General features: G+C 74.5%; 20 protein-coding genes. 7 read left to right on the top strand and 13 right to left on the bottom strand.

Annotated features, from left to right (window positions below):
* Positions 1-154 precede the first annotated feature (154 nt).
* On the top strand, positions 155-979 hold the full coding sequence (locus tag ABD899_RS02385; protein ID WP_345201863.1) for an aldo/keto reductase: 825 nt from the start codon (positions 155-157) through the stop codon (positions 977-979).
* Between the two features lie 124 nt (positions 980-1103).
* On the opposite strand, the gene ABD899_RS02380 is transcribed toward ABD899_RS02385, so the two are convergent.
* Genes ABD899_RS02380 through ABD899_RS02370 form a run of 3 tightly spaced genes read right to left on the bottom strand, consistent with a single transcriptional unit; the run spans position 1104 to position 4135 of the window.
* Positions 1104-1532, bottom strand: a complete 429-nt coding sequence (locus ABD899_RS02380; protein ID WP_345201860.1) for a VOC family protein — start codon at positions 1530-1532, stop codon at positions 1104-1106.
* Positions 1533-1577: 45 nt separating this feature from the next.
* On the bottom strand, positions 1578-3242 hold the full coding sequence (locus tag ABD899_RS02375; RefSeq protein WP_345201859.1) for an ABC transporter permease: 1665 nt from the start codon (positions 3240-3242) through the stop codon (positions 1578-1580).
* On the bottom strand, positions 3239-4135 hold the full coding sequence (locus ABD899_RS02370; RefSeq protein ID WP_345201856.1) for an ABC transporter ATP-binding protein: 897 nt from the start codon (positions 4133-4135) through the stop codon (positions 3239-3241). The genes ABD899_RS02375 and ABD899_RS02370 overlap by 4 nt, the downstream gene beginning before the upstream one ends.
* Before the next feature lie 53 nt (positions 4136-4188).
* On the opposite strand from ABD899_RS02370, the gene ABD899_RS02365 reads away from it, so the two are divergent.
* The 5 genes from ABD899_RS02365 to ABD899_RS02345 all read left to right on the top strand — a co-directional run bounded on the left by ABD899_RS02365 (position 4189) and on the right by ABD899_RS02345 (position 8990).
* A complete protein-coding gene (locus ABD899_RS02365) occupies positions 4189-4833 on the top strand; it encodes a GbsR/MarR family transcriptional regulator (RefSeq protein WP_345201855.1) in 645 nt (214 codons plus the stop codon).
* A gap of 20 nt (positions 4834-4853) precedes the next feature.
* A complete protein-coding gene (locus tag ABD899_RS02360) occupies positions 4854-6077 on the top strand; it encodes an amidohydrolase (protein WP_345201852.1) in 1224 nt (407 codons plus the stop codon).
* A complete protein-coding gene (locus ABD899_RS02355) occupies positions 6074-6535 on the top strand; it encodes a cytidine deaminase (protein WP_345201851.1) in 462 nt (153 codons plus the stop codon). The genes ABD899_RS02360 and ABD899_RS02355 overlap by 4 nt, the downstream gene beginning before the upstream one ends.
* 65 nt (positions 6536-6600) lie before the next feature.
* The gene (locus tag ABD899_RS02350) at positions 6601-7890 is read left to right on the top strand and encodes a thymidine phosphorylase (RefSeq protein ID WP_345201849.1); all 1290 of its coding nucleotides are present in this window, start codon (positions 6601-6603) and stop codon (positions 7888-7890) included.
* The gene (locus ABD899_RS02345; protein ID WP_345201848.1) at positions 7890-8990 is read left to right on the top strand and encodes an adenosine deaminase; all 1101 of its coding nucleotides are present in this window, start codon (positions 7890-7892) and stop codon (positions 8988-8990) included. The genes ABD899_RS02350 and ABD899_RS02345 overlap by 1 nt, the downstream gene beginning before the upstream one ends.
* A 90-nt stretch (positions 8991-9080) precedes the next feature.
* Here the strand turns inward: ABD899_RS02345 and ABD899_RS02340 are convergent, their stop codons facing one another.
* Positions 9081-9923 carry an RDD family protein gene (locus tag ABD899_RS02340; protein ID WP_345201847.1) on the bottom strand — a complete coding sequence of 281 codons (843 nt, stop codon included), beginning with the start codon at positions 9921-9923 and terminating at the stop codon, positions 9081-9083.
* Positions 9924-10154: 231 nt separating this feature from the next.
* Here ABD899_RS02340 and ABD899_RS02335 point away from each other — a divergent pair, with 231 nt between their 5' ends.
* Positions 10155-11153, top strand: coding sequence for a stage II sporulation protein M (locus tag ABD899_RS02335; protein ID WP_345201845.1), 999 nt, complete (start codon positions 10155-10157; stop codon positions 11151-11153).
* Positions 11154-11373: 220 nt separating this feature from the next.
* On the opposite strand, the gene ABD899_RS02330 is transcribed toward ABD899_RS02335, so the two are convergent.
* The 9 genes from ABD899_RS02330 to deoC form a co-directional block, all read right to left on the bottom strand.
* The gene (locus tag ABD899_RS02330; RefSeq protein WP_345201844.1) at positions 11374-12666 is read right to left on the bottom strand and encodes a DUF58 domain-containing protein; all 1293 of its coding nucleotides are present in this window, start codon (positions 12664-12666) and stop codon (positions 11374-11376) included.
* Entirely contained in the window at positions 12666-13718 is a 1053-nt protein-coding gene (locus tag ABD899_RS02325) for an AAA family ATPase (RefSeq protein WP_345201842.1), read from the bottom strand. Before ABD899_RS02325 ends, ABD899_RS02330 begins: the two co-directional genes overlap by 1 nt.
* Positions 13715-15010, bottom strand: coding sequence for a DUF4350 domain-containing protein (locus tag ABD899_RS02320; RefSeq protein WP_345201840.1), 1296 nt, complete (start codon positions 15008-15010; stop codon positions 13715-13717). The genes ABD899_RS02325 and ABD899_RS02320 overlap by 4 nt, the downstream gene beginning before the upstream one ends.
* On the bottom strand, positions 15007-15645 hold the full coding sequence (locus ABD899_RS02315) for a DUF4129 domain-containing protein (protein ID WP_345201839.1): 639 nt from the start codon (positions 15643-15645) through the stop codon (positions 15007-15009). Before ABD899_RS02315 ends, ABD899_RS02320 begins: the two co-directional genes overlap by 4 nt.
* A 4-nt stretch (positions 15646-15649) precedes the next feature.
* Positions 15650-16837: a DUF7847 domain-containing protein gene (locus ABD899_RS02310; RefSeq protein WP_345201837.1), complete on the bottom strand. Its 1188-nt coding sequence runs from the start codon at positions 16835-16837 to the stop codon at positions 15650-15652.
* Positions 16838-16900: 63 nt separating this feature from the next.
* A complete protein-coding gene (locus ABD899_RS02305) occupies positions 16901-17551 on the bottom strand; it encodes a uridine kinase family protein (RefSeq protein WP_345201836.1) in 651 nt (216 codons plus the stop codon).
* A 127-nt stretch (positions 17552-17678) separates the two neighbouring features.
* Positions 17679-18608, bottom strand: coding sequence for an aldehyde dehydrogenase family protein (locus ABD899_RS02300; protein ID WP_345201834.1), 930 nt, complete (start codon positions 18606-18608; stop codon positions 17679-17681).
* Positions 18605-20053, bottom strand: a complete 1449-nt coding sequence (locus tag ABD899_RS02295; RefSeq protein WP_345201833.1) for an aldehyde dehydrogenase family protein — start codon at positions 20051-20053, stop codon at positions 18605-18607. Before ABD899_RS02295 ends, ABD899_RS02300 begins: the two co-directional genes overlap by 4 nt.
* A 40-nt stretch (positions 20054-20093) precedes the next feature.
* Positions 20094-21083, bottom strand: a complete 990-nt coding sequence (deoC, locus tag ABD899_RS02290; RefSeq protein ID WP_425474930.1) for a deoxyribose-phosphate aldolase — start codon at positions 21081-21083, stop codon at positions 20094-20096.
* Between the last annotated feature and the right edge of the window lie 73 nt (positions 21084-21156).

Here is a 21156-nt window from a genome sequence, read left to right as displayed (position 1 = left end):
GAGGCCTCTCACGGCACGACCGTCGCTCGGTCCAGCACCGTCTGGAGCACGGGAGCACGGGAGCACGGAAGCACGGAAGCACGGAAGCACGGAAGCACGGAAGCACGGACGGACGGAGCGCAGTGGCCGGATGCCGTGTGGCAGGGTTCGTCGCATGAGCCCCGCACCGACCCTGTCCCTGCTCGGGGGAACGTCCGTCCCCCAGGTGGCGCTGGGCACCTGGCCGATGGGCGACGAGGAGGTCGAGCGCGCCTGCCTCACCGCGTTCGAGGCCGGCTACCGCCACGTGGACACCGCGGAGAACTACGAGAACGAGGTCGGTGTGGGTCGCGCGGTGCGCGCCAGCGGACTCCCGCGCGAGGAGCTCTTCGTCACGACGAAGATCAACCGGCAGTGGCACGCTGCCCCGGCCGACGGCCTCGCGGGGAACCTGCGGCGGCTCGGGCTCGAGCACGTCGACCTGCTCCTGCTCCACTGGCCCAACCCCGCCCAGGACCTGTACGTCCGGGCCTGGGAAGGGCTCGTCGAGCTGCGCGAGCGCGGCCTCGCCCGCGCGGTCGGCGTGTCGAACTTCAAGCCCGCGCACCTCGACCGGGTCATCGCCGCCACCGGCGTGACGCCCGAGGTCAACCAGGTCGAGCTGCACCCCTTCCTCACCCGTGACGCCGTGCGGGCGTACCACGCCGAGCACGGCATCGTCACCGAGGGGTGGAGCCCGCTCGGCCGGGACAACGGGCTGCTCGACCACCCGGTCGTCGTCGCGACGGGCGCGGCGCACGACGTCACGCCGGCCCAGGTGCTGCTGCGGTGGCAGACCCAGCAGGGGTACGTCGTCGCACCGAACTCGGCGGACCCGCGCCGGCAGGCGCAGAACCTCGACGTCTTCGGCTTCGACCTCAGCGGCGACGAGCTCGAGGCGCTCCACGCCCTCGACACCGGTGAGGCCCACGCCGTCGACTCGGACACCTTCGGCCACTGACCGGCTACGGCGGCTCGGGCGGACCCGGTGGTGACCCGGCACGACGCGCGGCGACCCGGCACTTGCCGCGGTGAACCCGGCAGTACCCGGCGGTGACCCGGCACTACTCGGCGGTGGCCCGGCACTACCCTCCCATCGCCACCGTGCCGTCGGAGAGCACCGGCGAGAGCACCCCGAAGACGTTGCCGTCCGGGTCGAGGAGGTAGCCGCCGCGGCCGACGCCCTCCATGTCCTCGAGGGGGACCGCCTCCCCGGCCCCCAGCTCGAGCGCCCTGCGGAACAGCTCGTCGACGCTGCCGTCGACGCCGACGACGACGGTGCAGCCGTTGACCGGAGCCCCGGGAGTCGGCCCCGCGCCCTGGCGCTGGGTGAGGCCGCCGTTGATGCCACGGCCGGGCGCGTCGACCCCGACCGCCCCTTCACCGGTGTCGATGAGCCAGTACGGCGCCTCGCCGAACCGGGTGAACGTCCACCCGAAGAGGTCACCGTAGAAGTCGATGAGCGCCTGCGGCTCGGACGCGTGGATCTCGAAGTGCACGACGAGGTGCGCCATGATGCCTCCCTTGGCCTTCCGGCCACGGTAGCGGGACGGAGGCGGTCAGACCACGTCGCGACGCTGGTAGGCCACCCAGCCGAACCCGATGAGGGCGGCGGCCAGCAGGCTGAGGGCGACGGCTCCGGTCGCCTCGAAGGACCCCCCGGGCAGCTGCGACAGGTGGGCGAACGGGGACGCGTCGACGAGCCAGCCGGGCAGGTTCATCGTGTCCCCCAGCTCGCCGACGACGAACGACACGAGGAGCACGGCCCATGCGACCGGCGCGAAGCGCGGGGCCGCCCCGGCGAGCGCGGCCGCGACGCCGACGACGACCCACACCGCCGGCAGCGTCGACAGCGCCGCCGCGACCGAGGCGCCGACGGTGGGCGCCAGCGGCGTGGCGAGCGGCCCGACGAGGCCGATGACGAGGCCGAAGAGCGCGAGGAGCGCGGCGGAGAGGGCGAGGGGCACGACGACGTGCGCGGCGTACCAGCTGGTGCGGCTCGCGGGGGTGGTGAGGACGACCTCGCCGAGCCCGGATCGCTCGGACCCCACGAGGCGCAGCACGAGCGCGATGCCGACCGCGGCGACGCCGACCGCGACGAAGCGCAGCTCGGTGGCGACGAAGAGGTCCTCGACCCTCGGGACGTCGCCGCCGAGCAGGCGAAGGAAGTCCTGGATGGCCGCGTCGTCCGCGAGGCCGGCGATGGCGCCGAGGAGGGATCCGATGACGACCCCCCCGAGGGTGATGCCGACCGTCCAGCCGATGATCGTGCCTCGCGCCAGGCGGGTGACGAGGCCGAGCGGCGACGACAGGGTGCGCCCCGCCCGTGACGGGCCGCTGCGTGCCGGGATGATCCCCGCGCCGAGGTCGCGCCGCTCGAGCACGGCCAGCCCCACGGCGACCCCGAGCACGAGGGTGCCGACCCCGAGGAGCAGCACCCACTGCCGGTTCGCGCCGTAGGCCTCGACCCGGCCCGCCCAGCCGAGCGGGGAGAGCCAGCCGAGCGCGTGCCCGAGGGTGCCCTCGTCGGCCGAGTCTGCGAGGGCGCGCAGGGCGTACACCGCGGCGAGGAACCCGAAGCCGAGCCCCGCGGCGCCGCGGGTCGTCGACGCGAGCTGCACGGCGACGGCCGTGACCCCGACGGTCGCCAGCCCGGCGGCGAGCCAGGCCACCGCGAACGCCGCGCTGCCCGCGGCATCCATCCCGAGGGCCGCGAGACCGGCGCCCGACAGCACGCTCGCCGCGACGACCGCGAGGCAGGCGAGCCCGACGGCGGCCGCCAGCGGGGACCACCGGCCGACGACGCCCGAGCCGAGGAGCTCGAGCCGGCCCTCGTCCTCCTCGGTGCGGGTGTGCCGCCGCACGACGACGAGGCCGAGCACCGCCGTGAGGAAGGCGCCCATCATGACCGTCTTGAAGACGGCGAGGGCGTCCGCCGTCGGCGACGCGAGCGGACCGTACATCGCGACGACCGAGGGGTTGGTGAAGATGCCGGCCAGGCCGGCGGCGGCCGACTCGTCGTCGGGGTAGAGCGCGAGCGTCGCCCGGGCGGACCCGACCGACAGGGCGACGAGCCCGACCACGCTCGCGGGGACGAGGATCCGGTCGCGGCGCCAGGCGAGCCGGAAGAGCTGGGTCACGCCGGCCAGCCGGGTCGCCAGCGCGGTCGACGTGGCGGGGGGGACGGTCGGGGTGGTGGGCGCGGTCGGAGCGGCGGCGGTCATACCGGCTGCTCCTGGTAGCGCGCGAGGAAGAGCTCCTCGAGGGTCGGGGGCTGGCAGGTCAGGCTCTCGACCCCGCGGTGGCCGAGGGTGGCCACGAGGTCGCCGAGGTGCTCGGCCTCGACCGAGCAGCGCAGCTCGCCGTCGACGAGACGCACGTCGTGGACGCCCGGCCAGGCCGTGGCCTCGGCCGAGGTGGGCGGCTCGCGCAACGCGGCGTGGACGCGGGTGCGCGTGAGGTGGCGCAGGTCGGCGAGGCTGCCGGTGTCGACGATCCGCCCCGAGCGCACGATGCTCACGCGGTCGCAGGCCTTCTCGACCTCGCTGAGGATGTGGCTCGAGAGCAGGGCCGTGCGCCCGTCGGCGCGCAGGGCCGCCAGCTCGGCCTGGAAGACCTCCTCCATGAGGGGGTCGAGCCCCGAGGTCGGCTCGTCGAGCACGAGGAGCGGCACGTTGCTCGCGAGGGCCGCGACGAGGGCGACCTTCTGGCGGTTCCCCTTGGAGTAGGCCTTGCCCTTCTTCGTCTCGTCGAGCTCGAAGCGCGCGACGAGGCGGCGACGCCGGGCCTCGTCGATGCCGCCGCGCAGCCGGCCGAGCAGGTCGATGACCTCGCCGCCGCTCAGCGTCGGCCAGAGCACGACGTCGCCCGGGACGTACGCGAGGGAGCGGTGCAGCTCGGTCGCGTCGCGCCACGGGTCACGGCCGAGGACGGATGCCGTGCCGGCGTCGGCACGAAGCAGCCCGAGCAGGATGCGGATCGTCGTCGACTTGCCCGACCCGTTCGGCCCGAGGAAGCCGTGCACCTCGCCCTCGCGCACGGCGAGGTCGAGCCCGTCGAGCGCGACCGTGCGGCCGAAGGACTTGTGGAGCCCGGTGACGGAGATGACGTCGGTCATGGCGTTCACGCTACGCCTGCTTCAGAAGTTTGTGAATCGGGTAAACTCGGCGTATGCCGTCCGCGCCGCACGCGTCGCCCGCCCGCCGTGGCGCCGAGGCACCCCTCTCCCCGGTCGGGGGCGAGGCACCCCTCTCCCCGGTCGGGGGCGAGGCACCCCTCTCCCCGGTCGGGGGCGGACCCGACCCGGCGTTCGTCGACGCCGTCGAGCACCTCGGGGGCGCCCTCGCCGAGGCCGGCATCGCCCGGCTGCCCGCCCGCGTGTTCGCCGCGCTCCTCGCGACCGAGGACGGTCGGCTCACGGCATCCGAGCTGGCGGCCCTGCTCGGGGTGAGCCCGGCCGGCATCTCGGGCGCGGTGCGCTACCTCGCCCAGGTGCGGATGGTCCGCCGGCTGCGCGAGCGGGGGTCACGCCGCGACGTCTTCGTCGTCAGGGACGACGCGTGGCACGACGTGCTCATGCAGAAGGAGCAGATCTACGCCCCCATCCTCGCGGCGCTCGTCGTCGCGCGCCGGGAGGTGGGCGAGCACACCCGCGCGGGCGAGCGGATGCAGCTGTCGGTGGAGTTCCTCGAGTTCATCCAGCGCGAGATGGACGGCATCGCCCGCCGTTGGGAGGAGCACAAGGCGGCCCGGGCCCGACCCGGCGGGCCGACCCGTTCCGCGCTCGGGGAAGCGGGGCCGGCGCCGGCCCGCTGACCAGTAGACTCGGTCTTCCCATGAACGACGATGCCCTCCTCGCCGCCCTCGGCGAACGCATCTCCTCGCTCGCACCCGAGCTCATCGACATCCGGCGGGACCTCCATGCCCACCCCGAGCTGTCGCGCGAGGAGACGCGCACGACCGACGCCGTGGCCCGCCGCCTCGATGCCGCGGGCGTGGGCGTGCGACTCCTGCCCGGCACCGGTCTGCTCGCCGACGTCGGCCCGCCGGATGCCGCGTACCGGGTCGCGCTGCGCGCCGACATGGACGCCCTGCCGGTGCGCGAGCGCACCGGCCTCGACCACGCCTCGCGCACCGCGGGCGTGTGCCACGCCTGCGGCCACGACGTGCACGTCGCCGCACTCGTCGGCGCGCTCCTCGCGCTCCGGTCGTGCGAGCCCGCGCTCATCGAGCGGGGGGTCGCCGTGCGCGGCATCTTCCAGGCCGCCGAGGAGATCATGCCCGGGGGCGCCCACGACGCGATCCTCGCCGGCGCCCTCGACGGCGTCGACTCGGTCTTCGCGGTGCACTGCGACCCCAGCCTCGACGTCGGGCAGGTCGGCCTGCGCGAGGGGCCGCTCACGGCGGCCTGCGACCAGGTGGCCGTCTCCCTGCACGGCCGCGGCGGCCACACCTCCCGCCCCCAGCTCACCGAGGACCTCACCTTCGCGCTCGCCAAGGTCGTCACCGACGTGCCCGCGGCGCTCTCGCGCCGGCTGGACCCGCGCGCCGGCGCGGCCCTCGTCTGGGGCACGATCAACGCCGGGCGGGCCGCCAACGTCATCCCCTCGACGGGCGAGTGCGTGGGCACCCTGCGGATGCTCGACGCGCAGGCCTGGCTGACCGTCGGCCCGCTCCTCGAGGAGATCGTGCACGGCGTCGTCGCGCCCTACGGTGTCCAGGCCAAGGTCGAGCGGGTCAAGGGCGTGCCGCCCGTCGTCAACACCGCCGAGGGAATCGAGGCGTTCCGGCTCGCCTCCCTCGCGAGCGGGATGCACCCCGTGCCGACGACCCAGTCGCTCGGCGGCGAGGACTTCTCGTGGTACCTCGCGCAGACCACCGGCGCGATGGCCCGCCTCGGCACCCGCACGCACGGCGGCCCCACCTTCGACCTGCACCAGGGTGACCTCGTCGTCGACGAGGACTCGATCACCCTCGGCGCCCGGCTCCTCGCGTCGGTCGCCGTCATCCGGCACACCGAGGCGACCCGGCTCAGCGCCGACACCCTGGAGGCGACATGAGCGAGCAGTCCCGCCCGAGCCCGCCCGGCGGCGGTGGCGGCGGTGGCGGCGCCGGCACCACCCCGGACGTCGACTGGGACGCCCTGCACGCCGAGGCCGTGCGGATGACGACGCTCGCGTACGCGCCCTACAGCCGGTACCGGGTCGGTGTCGCCGGCGTCGTCGACGACGGGCGCGTCGTGTCCGGCTGCAACGTCGAGAACGCCGGGTACGGCGTCACGCTGTGCGCCGAGTGCGGCATGGTCTCGCAGCTGCACGCCACCGGCGGCGGCCTGCTCGTCGCCGTCTACTGCGTCGACGGTGCGGGCGACGCCCTCATGCCGTGCGGCCGGTGCCGCCAGCTGCTCTGGGAGAACGGCACCCCCGACACCCTCCTCATGACCCCCGAGGGCGTGATGCCGATGCGCGAGGTCCTGCCCCAGGCGTTCGGGCCCGACAACCTGCGCGAGCGTCCCTGACGCCGCGCCCCCGGCATCCGGCCGGGCGGTGACGGCGACCCGTGGTCCACTGCCATGATGGGCCGATGAGTGAATCCTTCGATGCCGTCGACGTCATCACGACCAAGCGGGACCGCCACGAGCTCTCCGACGACCAGATCCGCTGGGTCATCGACGCCTACACGCGCGGGGTCGTCGCCGACGAGCAGATGAGCGCGCTCGCGATGGCGGTGCTGCTCAACGGGATGACCCGCCGCGAGATCGCGACGTGGACCGCGGCGATGATCGCGAGCGGGGAGCGGATGGACTTCTCGTCGCTGTCCCGCCCGACCGCCGACAAGCACTCCACCGGCGGGGTGGGGGACAAGATCACCCTGCCGCTCGCGCCCCTCGTCGCGGTCTTCGATGTCGCCGTGCCGCAGCTGTCCGGTCGCGGGCTCGGCCACACCGGCGGCACCCTCGACAAGCTCGAGTCGGTGGCCGGCTGGCAGGCGTCGCTCACGAACGAGGCGATGATGCGCCAGCTCGAGGACGTCGGCGCGGTCATCTGCGCCGCCGGCTCGGGCCTGGCTCCTGCCGACAAGAAGCTCTACGCCCTGCGCGACGTCACCGGCACCGTCGAGGCGATCCCGCTCATCGCGAGCTCGATCATGAGCAAGAAGATCGCCGAGGGCACCGGCGCGCTCGTGCTCGACGTCAAGGTCGGTAGCGGCGCGTTCATGAAGACCCGCGAGGACGCCACTGAGCTGGCCCGCACGATGGTCGACCTCGGCACGGATGCCGGCGTCAACACCGTCGCGCTGCTCACCGACATGTCCACCCCTCTGGGCCTGACCGCCGGAAACGCCCTCGAGGTGCGGGAGTCGGTCGAGGTGCTCGCCGGCGGCGGCCCGCCCGACGTCGTCGAGCTCACGGTCCGCCTCGCCGAGGAGATGCTCTCGGCCGCGGGGCGGGGTGGTCAGGACGTCGCCGCGGCGCTCGCCGACGGGCGGGCCATGGACGCGTGGCGCCGGATGATCGCGGCCCAGGGCGGGGACCCCGACGCCCCGCTGCCGACGGCCCGGGAGACCCAGGAGGTGCGCGCGACGGCATCCGGTGTGCTGTCGGGCCTCGACGCGTATGCCGTCGGCGTCGCCGCGTGGCGGCTCGGTGCGGGGCGCGCCCGCAAGGAGGACCCGGTGCAGGCCGGCGCCGGCATCGAGATCCACGCCAAGCCGGGCGACGCCGTGCGCGAGGGCGACGTGCTGCTCACCCTGCACACCGACACACCCGACCGCTTCGAGCGGGCCCACGCGGCGCTCGAGGGCGGCATCACGGTCGCCCCCCAGGGCACCACGGTCGCCCGCACGCCCATCGTCATCGACCGGATCGCCTGATGGCCGGCACCGCGGCCGTGGCCCCGACGATCGTCGCCCGGGCCCCCAAGGCCCTGCTCCACGACCACCTCGACGGGGGCCTGCGACCCTCGACGATCGTCGAGCTGGCCGAGGCGGCCGGGTACACCGGGCTGCCGACGACGGATGCCGTCGCGCTGGGTCAGTGGTTTCGTGACTCGGCCGACTCGGGCTCGCTCGAGCGCTACCTCGAGACGTTCTCGCACACGGTGGCGGTCATGCAGACGCGCGAGCAGCTGGCCCGCGTCGCCCGCGAGTGCGCCCTCGACCTCGCCGCCGACGGGGTCGTCTACGCCGAGTCGCGCTTCGCACCCGAACAGCACCTCGCCGGCGGGCTCACCCTCGAGGAGGTCGTCGACGCCGTGCTCACCGGGTTCCGCGAGGGGGAGCAGGAGGCGGCCGCCGCCGGCACGCCGATCCGGATGCGCACCCTGCTCACCGCGATGCGCCACGCCGCCCGCAGCCGGGAGATCGCCGAGCTCGCGGTGCGCTACCGCGACGAGGGCGTGGGCGGCTTCGACATCGCCGGCGCCGAGGCGGGGTTCCCGCCCACCCGGCACCTCGACGCGTTCGAGTACCTGCGCCGCGAGAACGCGCACTTCACGATCCACGCCGGCGAGGGGTTCGGCCTGCCGAGCATCTGGGAGGCGATCCAGTGGTGCGGCGCCGACCGCCTCGGGCACGGCGTGCGGATCGTCGACGACATCGCGACCGGCGACGACGGCATCCCCGCCCTGGGCCGCCTCGCCGCCTACGTGCGCGACATGCGGATCCCCCTCGAGATGTGCCCGAGCTCGAACATCCAGACGGGGGCGGCGCGCTCGGTCGCCGAGCACCCGATCACGATGCTCAAGCGGCTGCGGTTCCGGGTCACGGTCAACACGGACAACCGGCTCATGAGCGGCACCTCGATGAGCCGCGAGATGCAGCTGCTCGTCGACGAGGCCGGCTGGACCATCGACGACCTGCGCTGGGCGACGATCAACGCGATGAAGTCGGCGTTCCTGCCCTTCGACGAGCGCCTGACGATCATCGAGCACGTCGTCAAGCCGGGGTACGCCGCCCTCGGCGCCCACGGCTGACCGGACGCATTGCACATCACCCACGCGAGAGGTGCCGCTGGCGTCGCCGAGGAGTGGGCGATGTGCAACAGGTCGGGACGGGGATGCCGGTCAGCCGGGTGGGGTGGAGCGTGCGGAGAGGGGGTCGGCCGGCAGGACCCGGGCGCGCAGCTGCTCCTCGCGCCAGAGCCGGACCAGGTCGCGCCGGCGCCGCTCCGCGACGACCGCCGACAGGACGGCCTCGGGGTGGTGGCCGGGCGGCGGCGCCGGGCTGACGTGCGGCAGGGTTGCGTGGAGCAGCTCGACGCCGAGCGTGTGGCGTGACTGCGGCGACAGCCCCGGCGCGCGGGCCAGGAACTGCCGCACCGCGACGGTCAGGCCGGACGGCAGTGCGGTGACGTCGGCCGTGCTCGCCCAGTGGTGCAGCGCCGGCGGCATCTCCGGTGGGGGGCTGAGGCGCAGCGACGCCCGCTGCGACACGACGACCGTGCCCGCGGCCATGTCGCCGAGGCGCTTGGCCCGCGGGTGCACCATCGAGGCGACGACGGCGGGGATGCCGAGCAGGAGGTAGATCTCGACGTAGCCGACGAGGGCCCGCACGAGGGCGTGCCGGAACGTCACCGGGCCCCCGTCGTCGCGCACGGTGCGCAGGCCGAGCGCGAGGCGCCCGAGGCTGCGACCGCGCGACGCGGTCTCGATCGTGGCCGGCATCCCGACGACGACGAGCGTGCTGAGCACGATGCTCACGATGCCGATGACGGCGTCGGAGGCCTCGCCGAGCGCGAGCCCGAAGGCGATGAACCCGGCGACGAGCACGGCGATGGTGAGCACGACGTCGATCGCGCCGGACGCCATCCGGGCCCCGACGCTCGCTGTGGGCAGCTCGACGGCGACGCCCTCACCGGTGACCAGGTCGTCGGTGGCGTAGCTGCGGTAGCCCCCGGGGTCGCTCACCCGGCGATGCTAACCCGGCAGCCAGCCGGCGATGCTGACCCGGCAGCGCGCACGCCCGGCGATGCTGACCCGGCAGCGCGCACGCCCGGCGATGCTGACCCGGCAGCGCGCACGACCCGGGCGATGCTGACCCGGCAGCGCGCACGCCCGGCGATGCTGACCCGGCAGCGCGCACGACCCGGGCGATGCTGACCCGGCAGCGCGCACGACCGCGGCGGTTAGGCTGCCCGGGTGGACCTCGACGCCTACCTCACGGTGCACCAGGCCCAGTGGCGGCGGCTCGAGGAGCTCGCGGGCCGGCGCCGGCTCACGGGGGCCGAGGCGGACGAGCTGCTCGACCTCTACCAGCGGGTATCGACGCACCTGTCTGTCGTGCGCTCGGCCAGCCCCGACCCCTCCGTCGTCGCGTACCTGTCGTCGGTGCTCGCACGGGCCAGGGTCGCGGCGGCCGGCGCCCGCCGTTCGACGTGGGCGGACGTGCTCGGCTTCTTCACGCGAACCTTCCCGGCCGCCCTCTACCGCACCCGCTGGTGGTGGCTCGCGACGGCGTTCGGGAGCGTCGCCCTCGCCGCCCTCGTCGCCTGGTGGTCCCTCGGGAACCCGGAGGTGTGGACGAGCCGGATGACCCCGGCCGAGATCGAGGCCTACGTCGGCACCGACTTCGAGAACTACTACTCCGAGTTCCCGCACGCGGAGTTCGGCACCCTCGTGTGGGTCAACAACGCCCGGGTCGCCGCGCTGTGCATCGCGCTCGGCGTGCTGGGGCTGCCCGTCGTGTGGGTGCTCGCGAGCAACGTCGTCAATGTCGGCGTCGCGGCGGCGCTCATGCTCTCGTACGACCGCGGCGCCCTCTTCTTCGGCCTCATCCTCCCGCACGGCCTCCTCGAGCTGACCGCGGTGTTCGTCGCCGGCGGGGTCGGGTTGAGGCTGTTCTGGTCGTGGGTCGAGCCGGGGCCGATGGGCCGGCTCGAGTCGTTCGCCCGCGAGGGCCGCACGGCCATCGCGATCGCCCTCGGCCTCGTCGCGGTGCTGCTCGTCAGCGGTGCGATCGAGGGGTTCGTCACGCCGTCGGGCCTGCCGACGTGGGCCCGGATCGCCATCGGGGTCGTGGCCGAGGCGCTCTTCCTCGCCTATGTCTTCGTCGTCGGGCGGGCCGCCGTCCGCGCGGGCGCGACGGGCGACGTGCTCGCCCGGGACGCCGGCGACACCGCCCCGGTCACCGCCGCCTGACGGGGAGCGTCGGGCCTGACAGGACCTCTCCGCCCGGTATCAGCACTGCTGCGCCGGAGTGCAGCACTGTCGATACCACGTCCCCGCCCGATATCGGCAGTGCTGCGCCGGAGTGCAGCAGTGCTCATACCTCGTCCCCGCCCGGCTATCGGCACTGCTGCGCCGGCGTGCAGCAGTGCCGATACCCGGCACCAGGACCCCCCTCGAGGCCCCGGGAGCCCTAGAGCAGGCCCTGGCGCTTGAGCATGAGGTAGTGGTCCGCGAGCCGCACCGGCAGCTCGGCGGGTGGGGCGTCGACGACGTCCACCCCGAGCTGCTCGAGGGCGGATGCCGTGCGCCGGCGCAGGGCGAGCGTGCGCTCCGCCGCGGCCGCGTCGTACACCTCGCTCGTCGAGTCGCGGGCCCGGCGCATCGTCGCGAGAGCAGGGTCGGTGACGGACGCGACCAGGACCCGGTGGTGGGCGGCGAGCGCCGGGAGGACGGGGAGCAGGCCCTCCTCGATCGCCGAGGACTCGAGCGAGGTGAGCAGGACGACGAGGGCACGGTGGGTGCCGAGCCGCACGACCTCAGTGGCCAGTGCCGACCAGTCCGCCTCGACGAGGCGCGACTCGACGGGCGCCAGCGTGCTGATCGTGTCGTGGAGGAGGCGCGCCCGGTCGGTGCCGCTCACCCGGGCGTGCACGACCCGGTCCCCGGCGAGGACCTGCACCCGGTCGCGGGCATGGCCGGCGAGCGCGGTGAGGAGCAGCGCGGCATCCATCGACGCGTCGAGCCGAGGCGCGTCACCGATCCGCCCGGCGCTCGTGCGGGAGGTGTCGAGCACGATGACGACGCGGCGGTGCTGCTCGGGCTGCCAGGTGCGCACGACGAGGTGCTGGCGGCGGGCCGTGGCGCGCCAGTCGATCGAGCGCACGTCGTCGCCCTCGACGTAGTCGCGCAGGCTGTCGAACTCGGTGCCCTGGCCGCGGGTGCGCACGGCGGCCCGCCCGTCGAGCTGGCGGAGCACGGCGAGGCGGCTCGGCAGGTGGCGGCGCGAGGGGAAGGGGTGCAGTGCCCGCAGGGACCCCGGGACGGGGACGGAGCGCTGGCGGCCGGCGAGCCCGAGCGGGCCGTGGATGCGCACCGTCACCCGGTCGGCGCTGCGGTCACCCCGCCGGGTCGGCACGAGGTGGGTCGTGAGGCGCACCCGCTCGTGCGGCGGTACCGCGAGCTCGTGGACGGCGTCGCGGGCCCCCGCCGACGGTGGCCAGGCGTCGCGCAGCACGCCCCGCACCCCGCGCGCCGAGGTGTTCGTCACCCACAGGCTGCTCGTCGTCGTCTCGCCGAGGCGCACCTGGGCGGGCTCGCCGCGCACGATGTCGAGCACGTCGGGGCGGCTCGCGAGGAGGACGTCGAGGGCCACGAGGAGCGCGACGGCGAGCAGCCACCACCGCACCGCCGCCCCCGTCGGCCACACGGCGACCGGTGCCAGCCCCAGGAGGACGAGCACGACGGTGCGCCACGTGATGGCCATCAGCGTGGGACGGGCACCGACCCGAGCGCGCTGTCGAGCACGGCGCCGACGCCGACGCCCTCGAGCTCGGCTTCGGGACGCAGGGACAGGCGGTGCGCGAGCGTCGCGTGGGCCAGGGCCTTGACGTCGTCGGGGGTGACGAAGGTGCGGCCGGCGAGCCACGCCCACGCCCGGCTCGTCGCCATGAGCGCCGTCGCCCCGCGGGGGGAGACCCCGAGCGACAGCGACGGCGAGACCCGGGTGGCGCGGGCGATGTCGACGACGTACGCGGCGACCTCGTCGGAGATCTCGACCGCCCGCACCGCCGCGACGCCGGCGTCGAGGTCTGCGACCGTCGCCACGGCCCGCAGGCCGGCCGCGGCGAGGTCGCGCGGGTCGAACCCGTCGGCGTGGCGCCGCAGCACCTGCACCTCGTCGTGGCGTTGGGGCAGCGGCAGGACGACCTTGAGGAGGAAGCGGTCGAGCTGGGCCTCGGGCAGCGGGTAGGTGCCCTCGTACTCGACGGGGTTCTGGGTCGCCGCGACCATGAACGGGCTCGGCAGCGGGTGGGGGTGGCCGTCGACGCTGACCTGGCGCTCCTCCATCGCCTCGAGAAGGGCGGACTGGGTCTTCGGGGGCGTGCGGTTGATCTCGTCGGCGAGCAGGAGGTTGGTGAAGACCGGGCCGTGCCGGAACGAGAAGTCGCTCTCCCGGGCGTCGAAGACGAGCGAGCCGGTGAGGTCGCCCGGCATGAGGTCGGGCGTGAACTGCACCCGCCGGGTCTCGATGTCGAGGGCCGCCGCGAGGGCCCGCACGAGCAGCGTCTTCGCGACCCCGGGCACCCCCTCGAGCAGGATGTGGCCGCGGCACAGCAGGGCGACGAGCAGTCCGGCCACCGCCGCGTCCTGGCCGACGACGGCCTTGGCGACCTCGGCCCGCACGGCGAGCAGCGCGGCGCGCGCTCGCTCGGCATCCGGTGGGGATGCCGGGGCGTGCGGTGGTGGGGATGCCGGCGGGGCCGCTGCGGAGGGTGCGGGTCCCGGGGCGGGCGCGGTGGTCTCGGCGTCGGTCATGGGTGGCGGACCCTCTCCTCGAGGTCGGTGAGCTGCTGGGCGAGGTGGATCAGGGCGGTGTCGTCGGGTGGAGGCGGACCCGCGAGGAGGTCGGCGACCTCAACGGGTGGACGTCCGCTCGCGGCGGACACGGCCTGCCACAGTGCCATCGGTGCGGCGCCGCGAGGGACGGCGAGGCGCCGGGCCAGCCGCTCGGCCGATCCGGCCCGGAGCACGGCGGCCGCACGACCGCGGTCACCGGCCCGGCGGTAGAGCCGTCCCCGGCTCTCGGTCGTCTCGATGGCGCGCACGACGACCGGCAGGGGCTCGCGGACGAGCCGGCCGAGTCGGCGTCCGCGGGCGAGGGCCAGGGCGAGCACCGCGACGCCGAGCAGGACCGTGGCGGGCATGGTCCACGCGGGCCAGACGGACGCGCTCGCCTCCTGCTCACCGCCGGAGCCGGGTGCGGTGAGGTCGCCGGACCCCGGCTGGTACCAGACGAGGCGCGGCGTCGAGCCGAGCGCGCGAACGGCCGTGCCGGCGTGGCTGTCGTCGGTGACGCGCTCGTTCGTCCACGCCGGCCCGAAGCCGACGACGAGGGTCTGCGGGCGGGTGGCCGTGCGCTCGAGCTCGACGAGCGCCGCGCCGTACGCGCCGTCGGGTGCCGGCTCACCGGTCGTGCTCTCCGGGTCGGGCAGCGAGAAGCAGGTGCTCACCCCGCGAGCACCGTCCTCGACGAGGTAGCGCGTGTCGGCCGCGCTGACGACGTCGCTCTCCCGGGCGACGTCCGACGAGCACGCGGCGACGAGGTCGTCCCCGCCACCCGCGAAGGCCGCGACCGGCATCCCGAGGAGGCGCAGCTGCTCGCTGCCCACCCCGACGAGGACGAGCCGGCCGGCGGTCTGGGTCGCGGCGCCGAGCCGCTCGCTCGCGCCCGGGCCGAGGTTCGCCGGGTCGCCGACGAGCACCGTCGTGGCGCGCTCCGGGTCGCTCGCCTCGAGGGCGCCGATCGAGCGCACGACCTCGACCTCGACGCCCTCGTCGCGTAGCACCTCGGCGAGGGCCATCGCGCCCTCCGGTCCGGGGCCGTCGGGGTCGAGCGGCTGGCCGGGACGCTGGGCCGTCAGCGCGAGGAGCACGACGAGGAGCAGGCCCAACCCGACGGCTCCGACGTAGGCCGTCGTCCGGCGTGCGCGGCGCCGCGGGTTGCCGACGGCGGGGGAGGGTGACGGATCGGCGGGCCTGGCGGGTGCTCCGGGTGCGCCGGGTGCTCCGGGTGCGCCGGGCGCTCCGGGCGCCGCGGTGGTCGTCATCGGGCCGTCCCGGCCGCACGGCGCGGGTCTGAGAGGACCGGGCGGGTCGACGCGAGGGTCGCGTCGAGGTCGCAGACCCCCTGAGCAGTCTCCGCCCGCGCGGCGCGGTGTCCGTAGCGCACGGCGTCGAAGGCGTCTGCGGCACCGGCGAGGCGGGCAGCCGAGTCCGGGAACGCCGGGCCGAGGGCGAGCGCGACCTCGTGGGCGGTCCGGCCGGGCAGGTCGTCGAGCAGGGTTCGCTCGACGGCAGCCCGGGCGATCGCGCGGTAGCCCTCGAGGACGGCGGTGTCGGCATCACCGGCGGCCAGGGCCCGTCGGGCGGCGGCACGGTGCTCGTCGGACGTGCGGGTGGGCCCGTCGAGCACGCCGTCGCCGGCCGCGCCCGTCATCCGGCGCTCGGCGCCGAGGGAGCGGGCGACGACGAGCGCGACGACGGCCAGGGCGACGCCGACGGCGAGCGCGACGGTCCAGGCGGGCAGGCTCCCCCCACCGGTCGTCGAGAGGACGTCGGTGAGCCACCCCCAGAGTCGCTCGAGCAGGCCTGGCTCGTCGCGGTAGATCCCCTTGCGCAGCTCCTCCTCGAGCCAGTCCCGAGCCTCGGGCGACGTCGGGTCGAGGGGTGGGTCGAGTCGCACCGGCTCAGCGGGCCCCGGCCGCGTTCGGCCACGGGGCCGGGCCGCCCTGCTGGGCCGCGTGGATGAGCTGCACGTCGAGGCCCTCGCGGCGGATCCGCTGGTCGATGGTCATGAGGGCGTCGACTCCCGCCGAGAAGGGCGTCGTGATCGCCCCGCTCACGAGGGTCGCGATGCCGGTGAGGATGGCCTGCCACATGAACAGCTGCTCCTCGCCCCCGAGGGCGAGGACGGCGACGATGCCGCCGATGGTGATGGGCACGGTGATGACCTGCGCCGCGAAGCCGACGACCATCGCGGTGAGGACCCGGATGCCGAGGATGCGCCAGAAGGGGGCACCGGACGTCAGGCGCCACGACCGGGCGAAGGCGGAGAGCACACCTCGGCCCTCGAGGACGATGACGGCCGTGACGAACGCGAGCCGGGTCCACAGCCACAGGTAGAGCAGCACCGACGCGAGGAGGGCGAGCACGAGGAGGAGCACGGGTCCGGCGCTGAACCCGCCCTCGACGAGGAGCAGCACCGGCACGGCGAGGAGCAGCCCGAGGAGCACGACCGCGCCGACGAGGGTGAGGAGCACGGCTGCCCCGACGGCCGGCAGACGGCGCTTCGTGCCGTCCCACGTCTCGCCGATGCCCACCTTGCGGCCGAGCACCGCCTGACCGATGACGTAGGCGAGGAACCCGGTGAGGGCGATGGACGACACGAGCGAGCCGACCGCGGGCAGGTACGTGCCGAGCATCCCGTACACCCCGCCCGCCTCACCGGTGAGCTCGTCGTCGGTGAGCGCCAGGGTGTCCTGGCTCGCGATCCACGCCCCGAGGGCGGTCGTCGGCACGAGGCAGACGACCGAGGTGAGCAGCGCCAGCCCCATCGTGGCGGCGACGTTGCCGCGGATCGCCTTCGTCACCGCGCCGTACATGTCGCCGAGCCCGAGCGGGCGCAACGGGATGATCCCCGGCCGGAACTCGAGCTCGGCCCAGGTGGGCCCGGCCGACGGGGCGGCCCGGGGGCCGGGGAACGGAGGCTGCGTGGCGTACCCGGGAGGTGGCGCGGGGGCGTACCCGGGAGGTGGCGCGGGGGCGTACCCGGGCGGTGGCGCGGCGGCATACCCCGGTGGGGGGTACGGCGCGGGCGCGGGAGGAGGCTCCGGGGGAGGCGTCGACCCCGGGGCCACCCACGGCCCGTCACTCACGACGTGTCCCCTTCTCGCGCACGGGTCGACCCTAACCGACGCGCCCGGGCGCCGGATCCCGGGTCAGCGGCTCGCTGCGAGCTCGCGTTCGAGGTCGGCGGCCCGGGCCGGGCGGGCGCCGAGGTCGGTCTGGCGGCGGACGATCTCCGGCTCGGACCGCATGAGCGCGAGCCCACGGCGGACGAGCACGAGCGGGGGCTTGCGACGCTCCTTGAGGTCGCGGGCGAGGCGGCGCACGAAGGTGACCTCGGGGCGGTGGTGCACGCACCAGGCGCTGTGCAGGATGCCGACGTCGCGCAGCCGGGCGACGACCTCGGCGGCGAAGATGCCCTCGGCGAGCACGAGGTCGTGGGCGGCGGCGGTCACCTCGCGGTGCCCGACCGCACGGCTGGACGCGATGTCGTAGAGCGGGGTGTGGGTGCGCCCGGTGTCGACGAGCTCGAGGAGCGACGCGAGGGCGCGGTCCGAGTCCCAGCTGTCGGGGTGGTCCCAGTCGACGATGCCGAGGCCCTCGCTGCGCGGCAGGGCCGGGTCGTCGTGGTCGCGGTAGAAGTCGTCGAGTCGGAAGATCGGCCACCCGTGCCGGGCGTTGAGCCGCGCCGCGAGGCGCGACTTGCCGGCGCCGCTCGGACCGGCGAGGACGACGACCCGCTGGCGGTCGCCGGGGGTGGCGGCGGACGCCCCGTCGCCGGTGGTCGTCACGTCGTCAGCCACGGACCGCAAGTCTACGGGCGCGCCCGGCCGACGCCCGTCCGCACTCCTGGCACATGACCCACCCGCACGGGCCCCCAGGGCGTCAGCGAGGTGGGCGATGTGCAAGGAGTCGCGAAGGGGGAGGGGGTCAGCGGCCCTTGGGGTGCCAGACGGTCTTGGTCTCGAGGAAGGCGCTCAGCCGAGACAGGTCAGGCGTCGCGCCGAAGTCGGGCTCGACCGCCTCGGCACCGGTGCCGCCGGGGCGGAGCACCCGCTTGAGGTTCTCGGCCGCGGCCTCCTCGAGCGCGCCCCACTCGACGCCCTCCGCCCCCGCGGCCCCGGTGAGGTCGATGGCATTGACGTCGCGGTGGCTCGCGAGCCACGGGGCCACCTCGCCCGTGCGCCCGGTGATGATGTTGACGACCCCGCCCGGGACGTCCGACGTCGCGAGGCACTCGGCGAGCGTGATCGCGGGCAGCGGGCGGTCCTCGCTCGTCAGCACGACCGCCGTGTTGCCCGAGACGATGACCGGTGCCACGACGGACACGAGCCCGAGCAGGCTCGAGCCCTGCGGCGCGAGCACGGCGACCACACCCGTCGCCTCGGGCGCCGAGATGTCGAAGTACGGTCCCGCGACGGGGTTGAGCCCACCGAGGACCTGCGTGAACTTGTCGGACCAGCCGGCGTACCAGACCCACCGGTCGATGGCCTCGGAGACTGTCGCCTCGGCCCGGGCCGCGGTCACGCCCTCGCTGTCGCGCACGTCCTGGACGAGCTGTGCCCGGCGCGACTCCATGACCTCGGCGACGCGGTAGAGCACCTGCCCGCGGTTGTAGGCCGTGGCCCCCGCCCAGCCCGACTGCGCCTTGCGAGCCGCGACGACGGCATCCCGCGCGTCCTTGCGTGAGCCCATCGCGGCGTTCGCGAGGAACCTCGGTGCCCGAGAGGCGGACCCGCGGCGTGCAGCGGCACCGGACGGCGCGGCGTAGACCTCGTACGAGCGCCCGCTCTCGCTACGCGGGAACTTCCCGCCGATGTACAGCTTGTACGTCTTGCGGACGTCGACTCGCGTGCTCACTTCTCGCTCCCCGTCGTGACGTAGGCCTCGAGGCCGTGGCGACCGCCCTCGCGGCCGTAGCCCGACTCCTTGTAGCCGCCGAACGGCGAGGTCGGGTCGAACTTGTTGAACGTGTTGGCCCACACGACGCCGGCGCGCAGCTGGTCGGCCATCCACAGGATGCGGCTGCCCTTCTCGGTCCACACCCCGGCGGACAGTCCGTAGGGGGTGTTGTTCGCCTTCGCGACTGCCTCGGCGGGGGTGCGGAAGGTGAGCACCGACACGACTGGCCCGAAGATCTCCTCCTGGGCGATGCGGTGCGTCTGGCTCACGCCGCTGAAGACGGTCGGGCGGAACCAGAAGCCGTTGGCCGGCAGGTCACAGCCGGAGTCCCAGCGCTGCGCGCCCTCGGCCTCGCCGACCGCGACCATCTCCTCGATCCGGTCGAGCTGCTTGCGCGAGTTGATCGCGCCGACATCGGTGTTCTTGTCCATCGGGTCGCCGACGCGCAGCGTCGCGAGGCGGCGCTTGAGCCTGCGGTCGAGGTCGTCGGCGATGTTCTCCTGCACGAGGATCCGGCTGCCGGCGCAGCACACGTGGCCCTGGTTGAAGAAGATGCCGTTGACGATGCCCTCGACGGCCTGGTCGACGGGGGCGTCGTCGAAGATGATGTTCGCGGCCTTGCCGCCGAGCTCGAGAGTGGCCTTCTTGCGGGTGCCGGCGATGGAGCGGGCGATCATCTTGCCGACCGCGGTCGAGCCGGTGAAGGCGAGCTTGTCGATGCCGGGGTGGTCGACGATGGCCTGACCCGTCGGGCCGGCGCCGGTGACGATGTTGACGACACCCGGGGGCAGCTCGGCCTGCTGGCAGACGTCGGCGAAGAGCAGGGCGGTGAGCGGCGTCGTCTCGGCGGGCTTGAGGACGACGGTGTTGCCGCAGGCCAGGGCCGGCGCGATCTTCCACGCGAGCATGAGGAGCGGGAAGTTCCACGGCACGATCTGGCCGACGACACCGAGGGAGCAGGGGTTCGGGCCGAGGGAGGCGTGCTCGAGCTTGTCGGCCCAGCCGGCGTGGTAGAAGAAGTGGGCCGCCGCGAGGGGGAGGTCGACGTCGCGCGCCTCCTTGATCGGCTTGCCGTTGTCGAGCGTCTCGAGCACGGCGAACTCGCGGGAGCGCTCCTGCAGGATGCGCGCGATGCGGAAGAGGTACTTGCCGCGGTCGGCGCCGCCCATCCGCGACCAGACCCGCGTGTATGCCGTGCGCGCGGCTCGGACGGCCGCGTCGACGTCGTCGGGGGTCGCCTCGGAGACCTCGGCGAGCACCTCCTCGGTGGCCGGGTTGACCGTCTTGAAGGGCTTGCCGCCGGTGGCCTCGACGAACTCGCCGCCGATGAACAGGCCGTAGCTGCTCGCGATGTCGACGACGGCGCGCGACTCGGGGGCCGGGGCGTACTCGAAGGGGGACATGGTTCTCGTTCCTCGATCCGTGGTGGTCGGCCGCGGGCGGTCAGTAGAGGCTGGGGGAGTCGTCGGCGACGTAGTCGCCGCCGGAGTAGGCGCCGGTCCGCATCCGCTGGCGCTGGAGGATGAGGTCGTTGAGCAGGCTCGAGGCGCCGAAGCGGAACCACTGGTTGTCCAGCCACTCCTCGCCCGCGACCTCGTTGACGGCCACGAGGAACTTGATGGCGTCCTTGCTCGTGCGGATGCCGCCCGCGGGCTTGACGCCGACCATCTCGCCCGTCGCCTCGCGCCAGTCGCGCACGGCCTCGAGCATGACGAGGGTGACCGGCAGGGTCGCGGCCGGCGAGATCTTGCCCGTCGAGGTCTTGATGAAGTCGCCGCCGGCGAGCATCGACAGCCAGGAGGCGCGGCGCACGTTGTCGTAGGTGACGAGCTCGCCGGTCTCCATGATGACCTTGAGCCGGGCGGTGCCGCACGCGGCCCTGACCTCGGCGATCTCGCGGAAGACGGTGAGGTAGTCGCCGGCGAGGAACGCCCCGCGGTCGATGACCATGTCGATCTCGTCGGCCCCGGCCTCGACCGCGTCACGGGTGTCGGCGAGCTTGACGGGCATGCTCGCGCGACCGCTCGGGAACGCCGTGGCGACGGCCGCGACGTTGACCGGTGCCCCGCCGAGGGCCTCCTTCGCGACCGCGACCATGTCGCCGTACACGCACAGGGCCGCGGGGCGCGGGGTGCTCGGGTCGCTCGGGTCGGGGACGAGGGCCTTGGCGGCCAGGCCACGGACCTTGCCCGGCGTGTCCGCGCCCTCGAGGGTCGTCAGGTCGATCATCGTGATCGCGGTGTCGATGGCCCACGCCTTGCTCGTCGTCTTGATCGACCGGGTGCCGAGCGCCGCGGCCCGGTCCTCGCAGCCGACCTGGTCGACGCCGGGCAGCCCGTGCAGCCAGCTCGTCAGGGCGGAGTTGGTCAGGCGGGTGACGCCGAGCAGGTCTCGGGCGCGCGCCGTCGGGTCGACATCGGTGGCGGTGCTCACCGGGCGAGTCTACGGGCGGGCCGGTGCCCGGTCACCGTCCGAATGCGCGCACCGTCACGAACGGCGAGGATGC

This window comes from Fodinibacter luteus (genome assembly GCF_039541575.1).
GTDB classification, from domain to species: Bacteria; Actinomycetota; Actinomycetes; order Actinomycetales; family Dermatophilaceae; genus Fodinibacter; species Fodinibacter luteus.
The sequence above is the reverse complement of the archived record's forward strand: the minus strand, read 5'-3'. Positions and strand labels throughout refer to the sequence as shown.

Bases quoted from the DNA above. Each gene is read 5' to 3' on its own strand.
- ABD899_RS02385 (WP_345201863.1), top strand. From the start codon at position 155: ATGAGCCCCGCACCGACCCTGTCCCTGCTCGGGGGAACGTCCGTCCCC.
- ABD899_RS02355 (WP_345201851.1), top strand. From the start codon at position 6,074: ATGAGCGAGCAGTCCCGCCCGAGCCCGCCCGGCGGCGGTGGCGGCGGT.
- ABD899_RS02370 (WP_345201856.1), bottom strand. From the start codon at position 4,135: ATGACCGACGTCATCTCCGTCACCGGGCTCCACAAGTCCTTCGGCCGC.
- ABD899_RS02295 (WP_345201833.1), bottom strand. From the start codon at position 20,053: ATGTCCCCCTTCGAGTACGCCCCGGCCCCCGAGTCGCGCGCCGTCGTC.
- ABD899_RS02375 (WP_345201859.1), bottom strand. From the start codon at position 3,242: ATGACCGCCGCCGCTCCGACCGCGCCCACCACCCCGACCGTCCCCCCC.
- ABD899_RS02350 (WP_345201849.1), top strand. From the start codon at position 6,601: ATGAGTGAATCCTTCGATGCCGTCGACGTCATCACGACCAAGCGGGAC.
- ABD899_RS02325 (WP_345201842.1), bottom strand. From the start codon at position 13,718: ATGACCGACGCCGAGACCACCGCGCCCGCCCCGGGACCCGCACCCTCC.
- ABD899_RS02345 (WP_345201848.1), top strand. From the start codon at position 7,890: ATGGCCGGCACCGCGGCCGTGGCCCCGACGATCGTCGCCCGGGCCCCC.
- ABD899_RS02365 (WP_345201855.1), top strand. From the start codon at position 4,189: ATGCCGTCCGCGCCGCACGCGTCGCCCGCCCGCCGTGGCGCCGAGGCA.
- ABD899_RS02330 (WP_345201844.1), bottom strand. From the start codon at position 12,666: ATGGCCATCACGTGGCGCACCGTCGTGCTCGTCCTCCTGGGGCTGGCA.
- ABD899_RS02360 (WP_345201852.1), top strand. From the start codon at position 4,854: ATGAACGACGATGCCCTCCTCGCCGCCCTCGGCGAACGCATCTCCTCG.
- ABD899_RS02320 (WP_345201840.1), bottom strand. From the start codon at position 15,010: ATGACGACCACCGCGGCGCCCGGAGCGCCCGGCGCACCCGGAGCACCC.
- ABD899_RS02380 (WP_345201860.1), bottom strand. From the start codon at position 1,532: ATGGCGCACCTCGTCGTGCACTTCGAGATCCACGCGTCCGAGCCGCAG.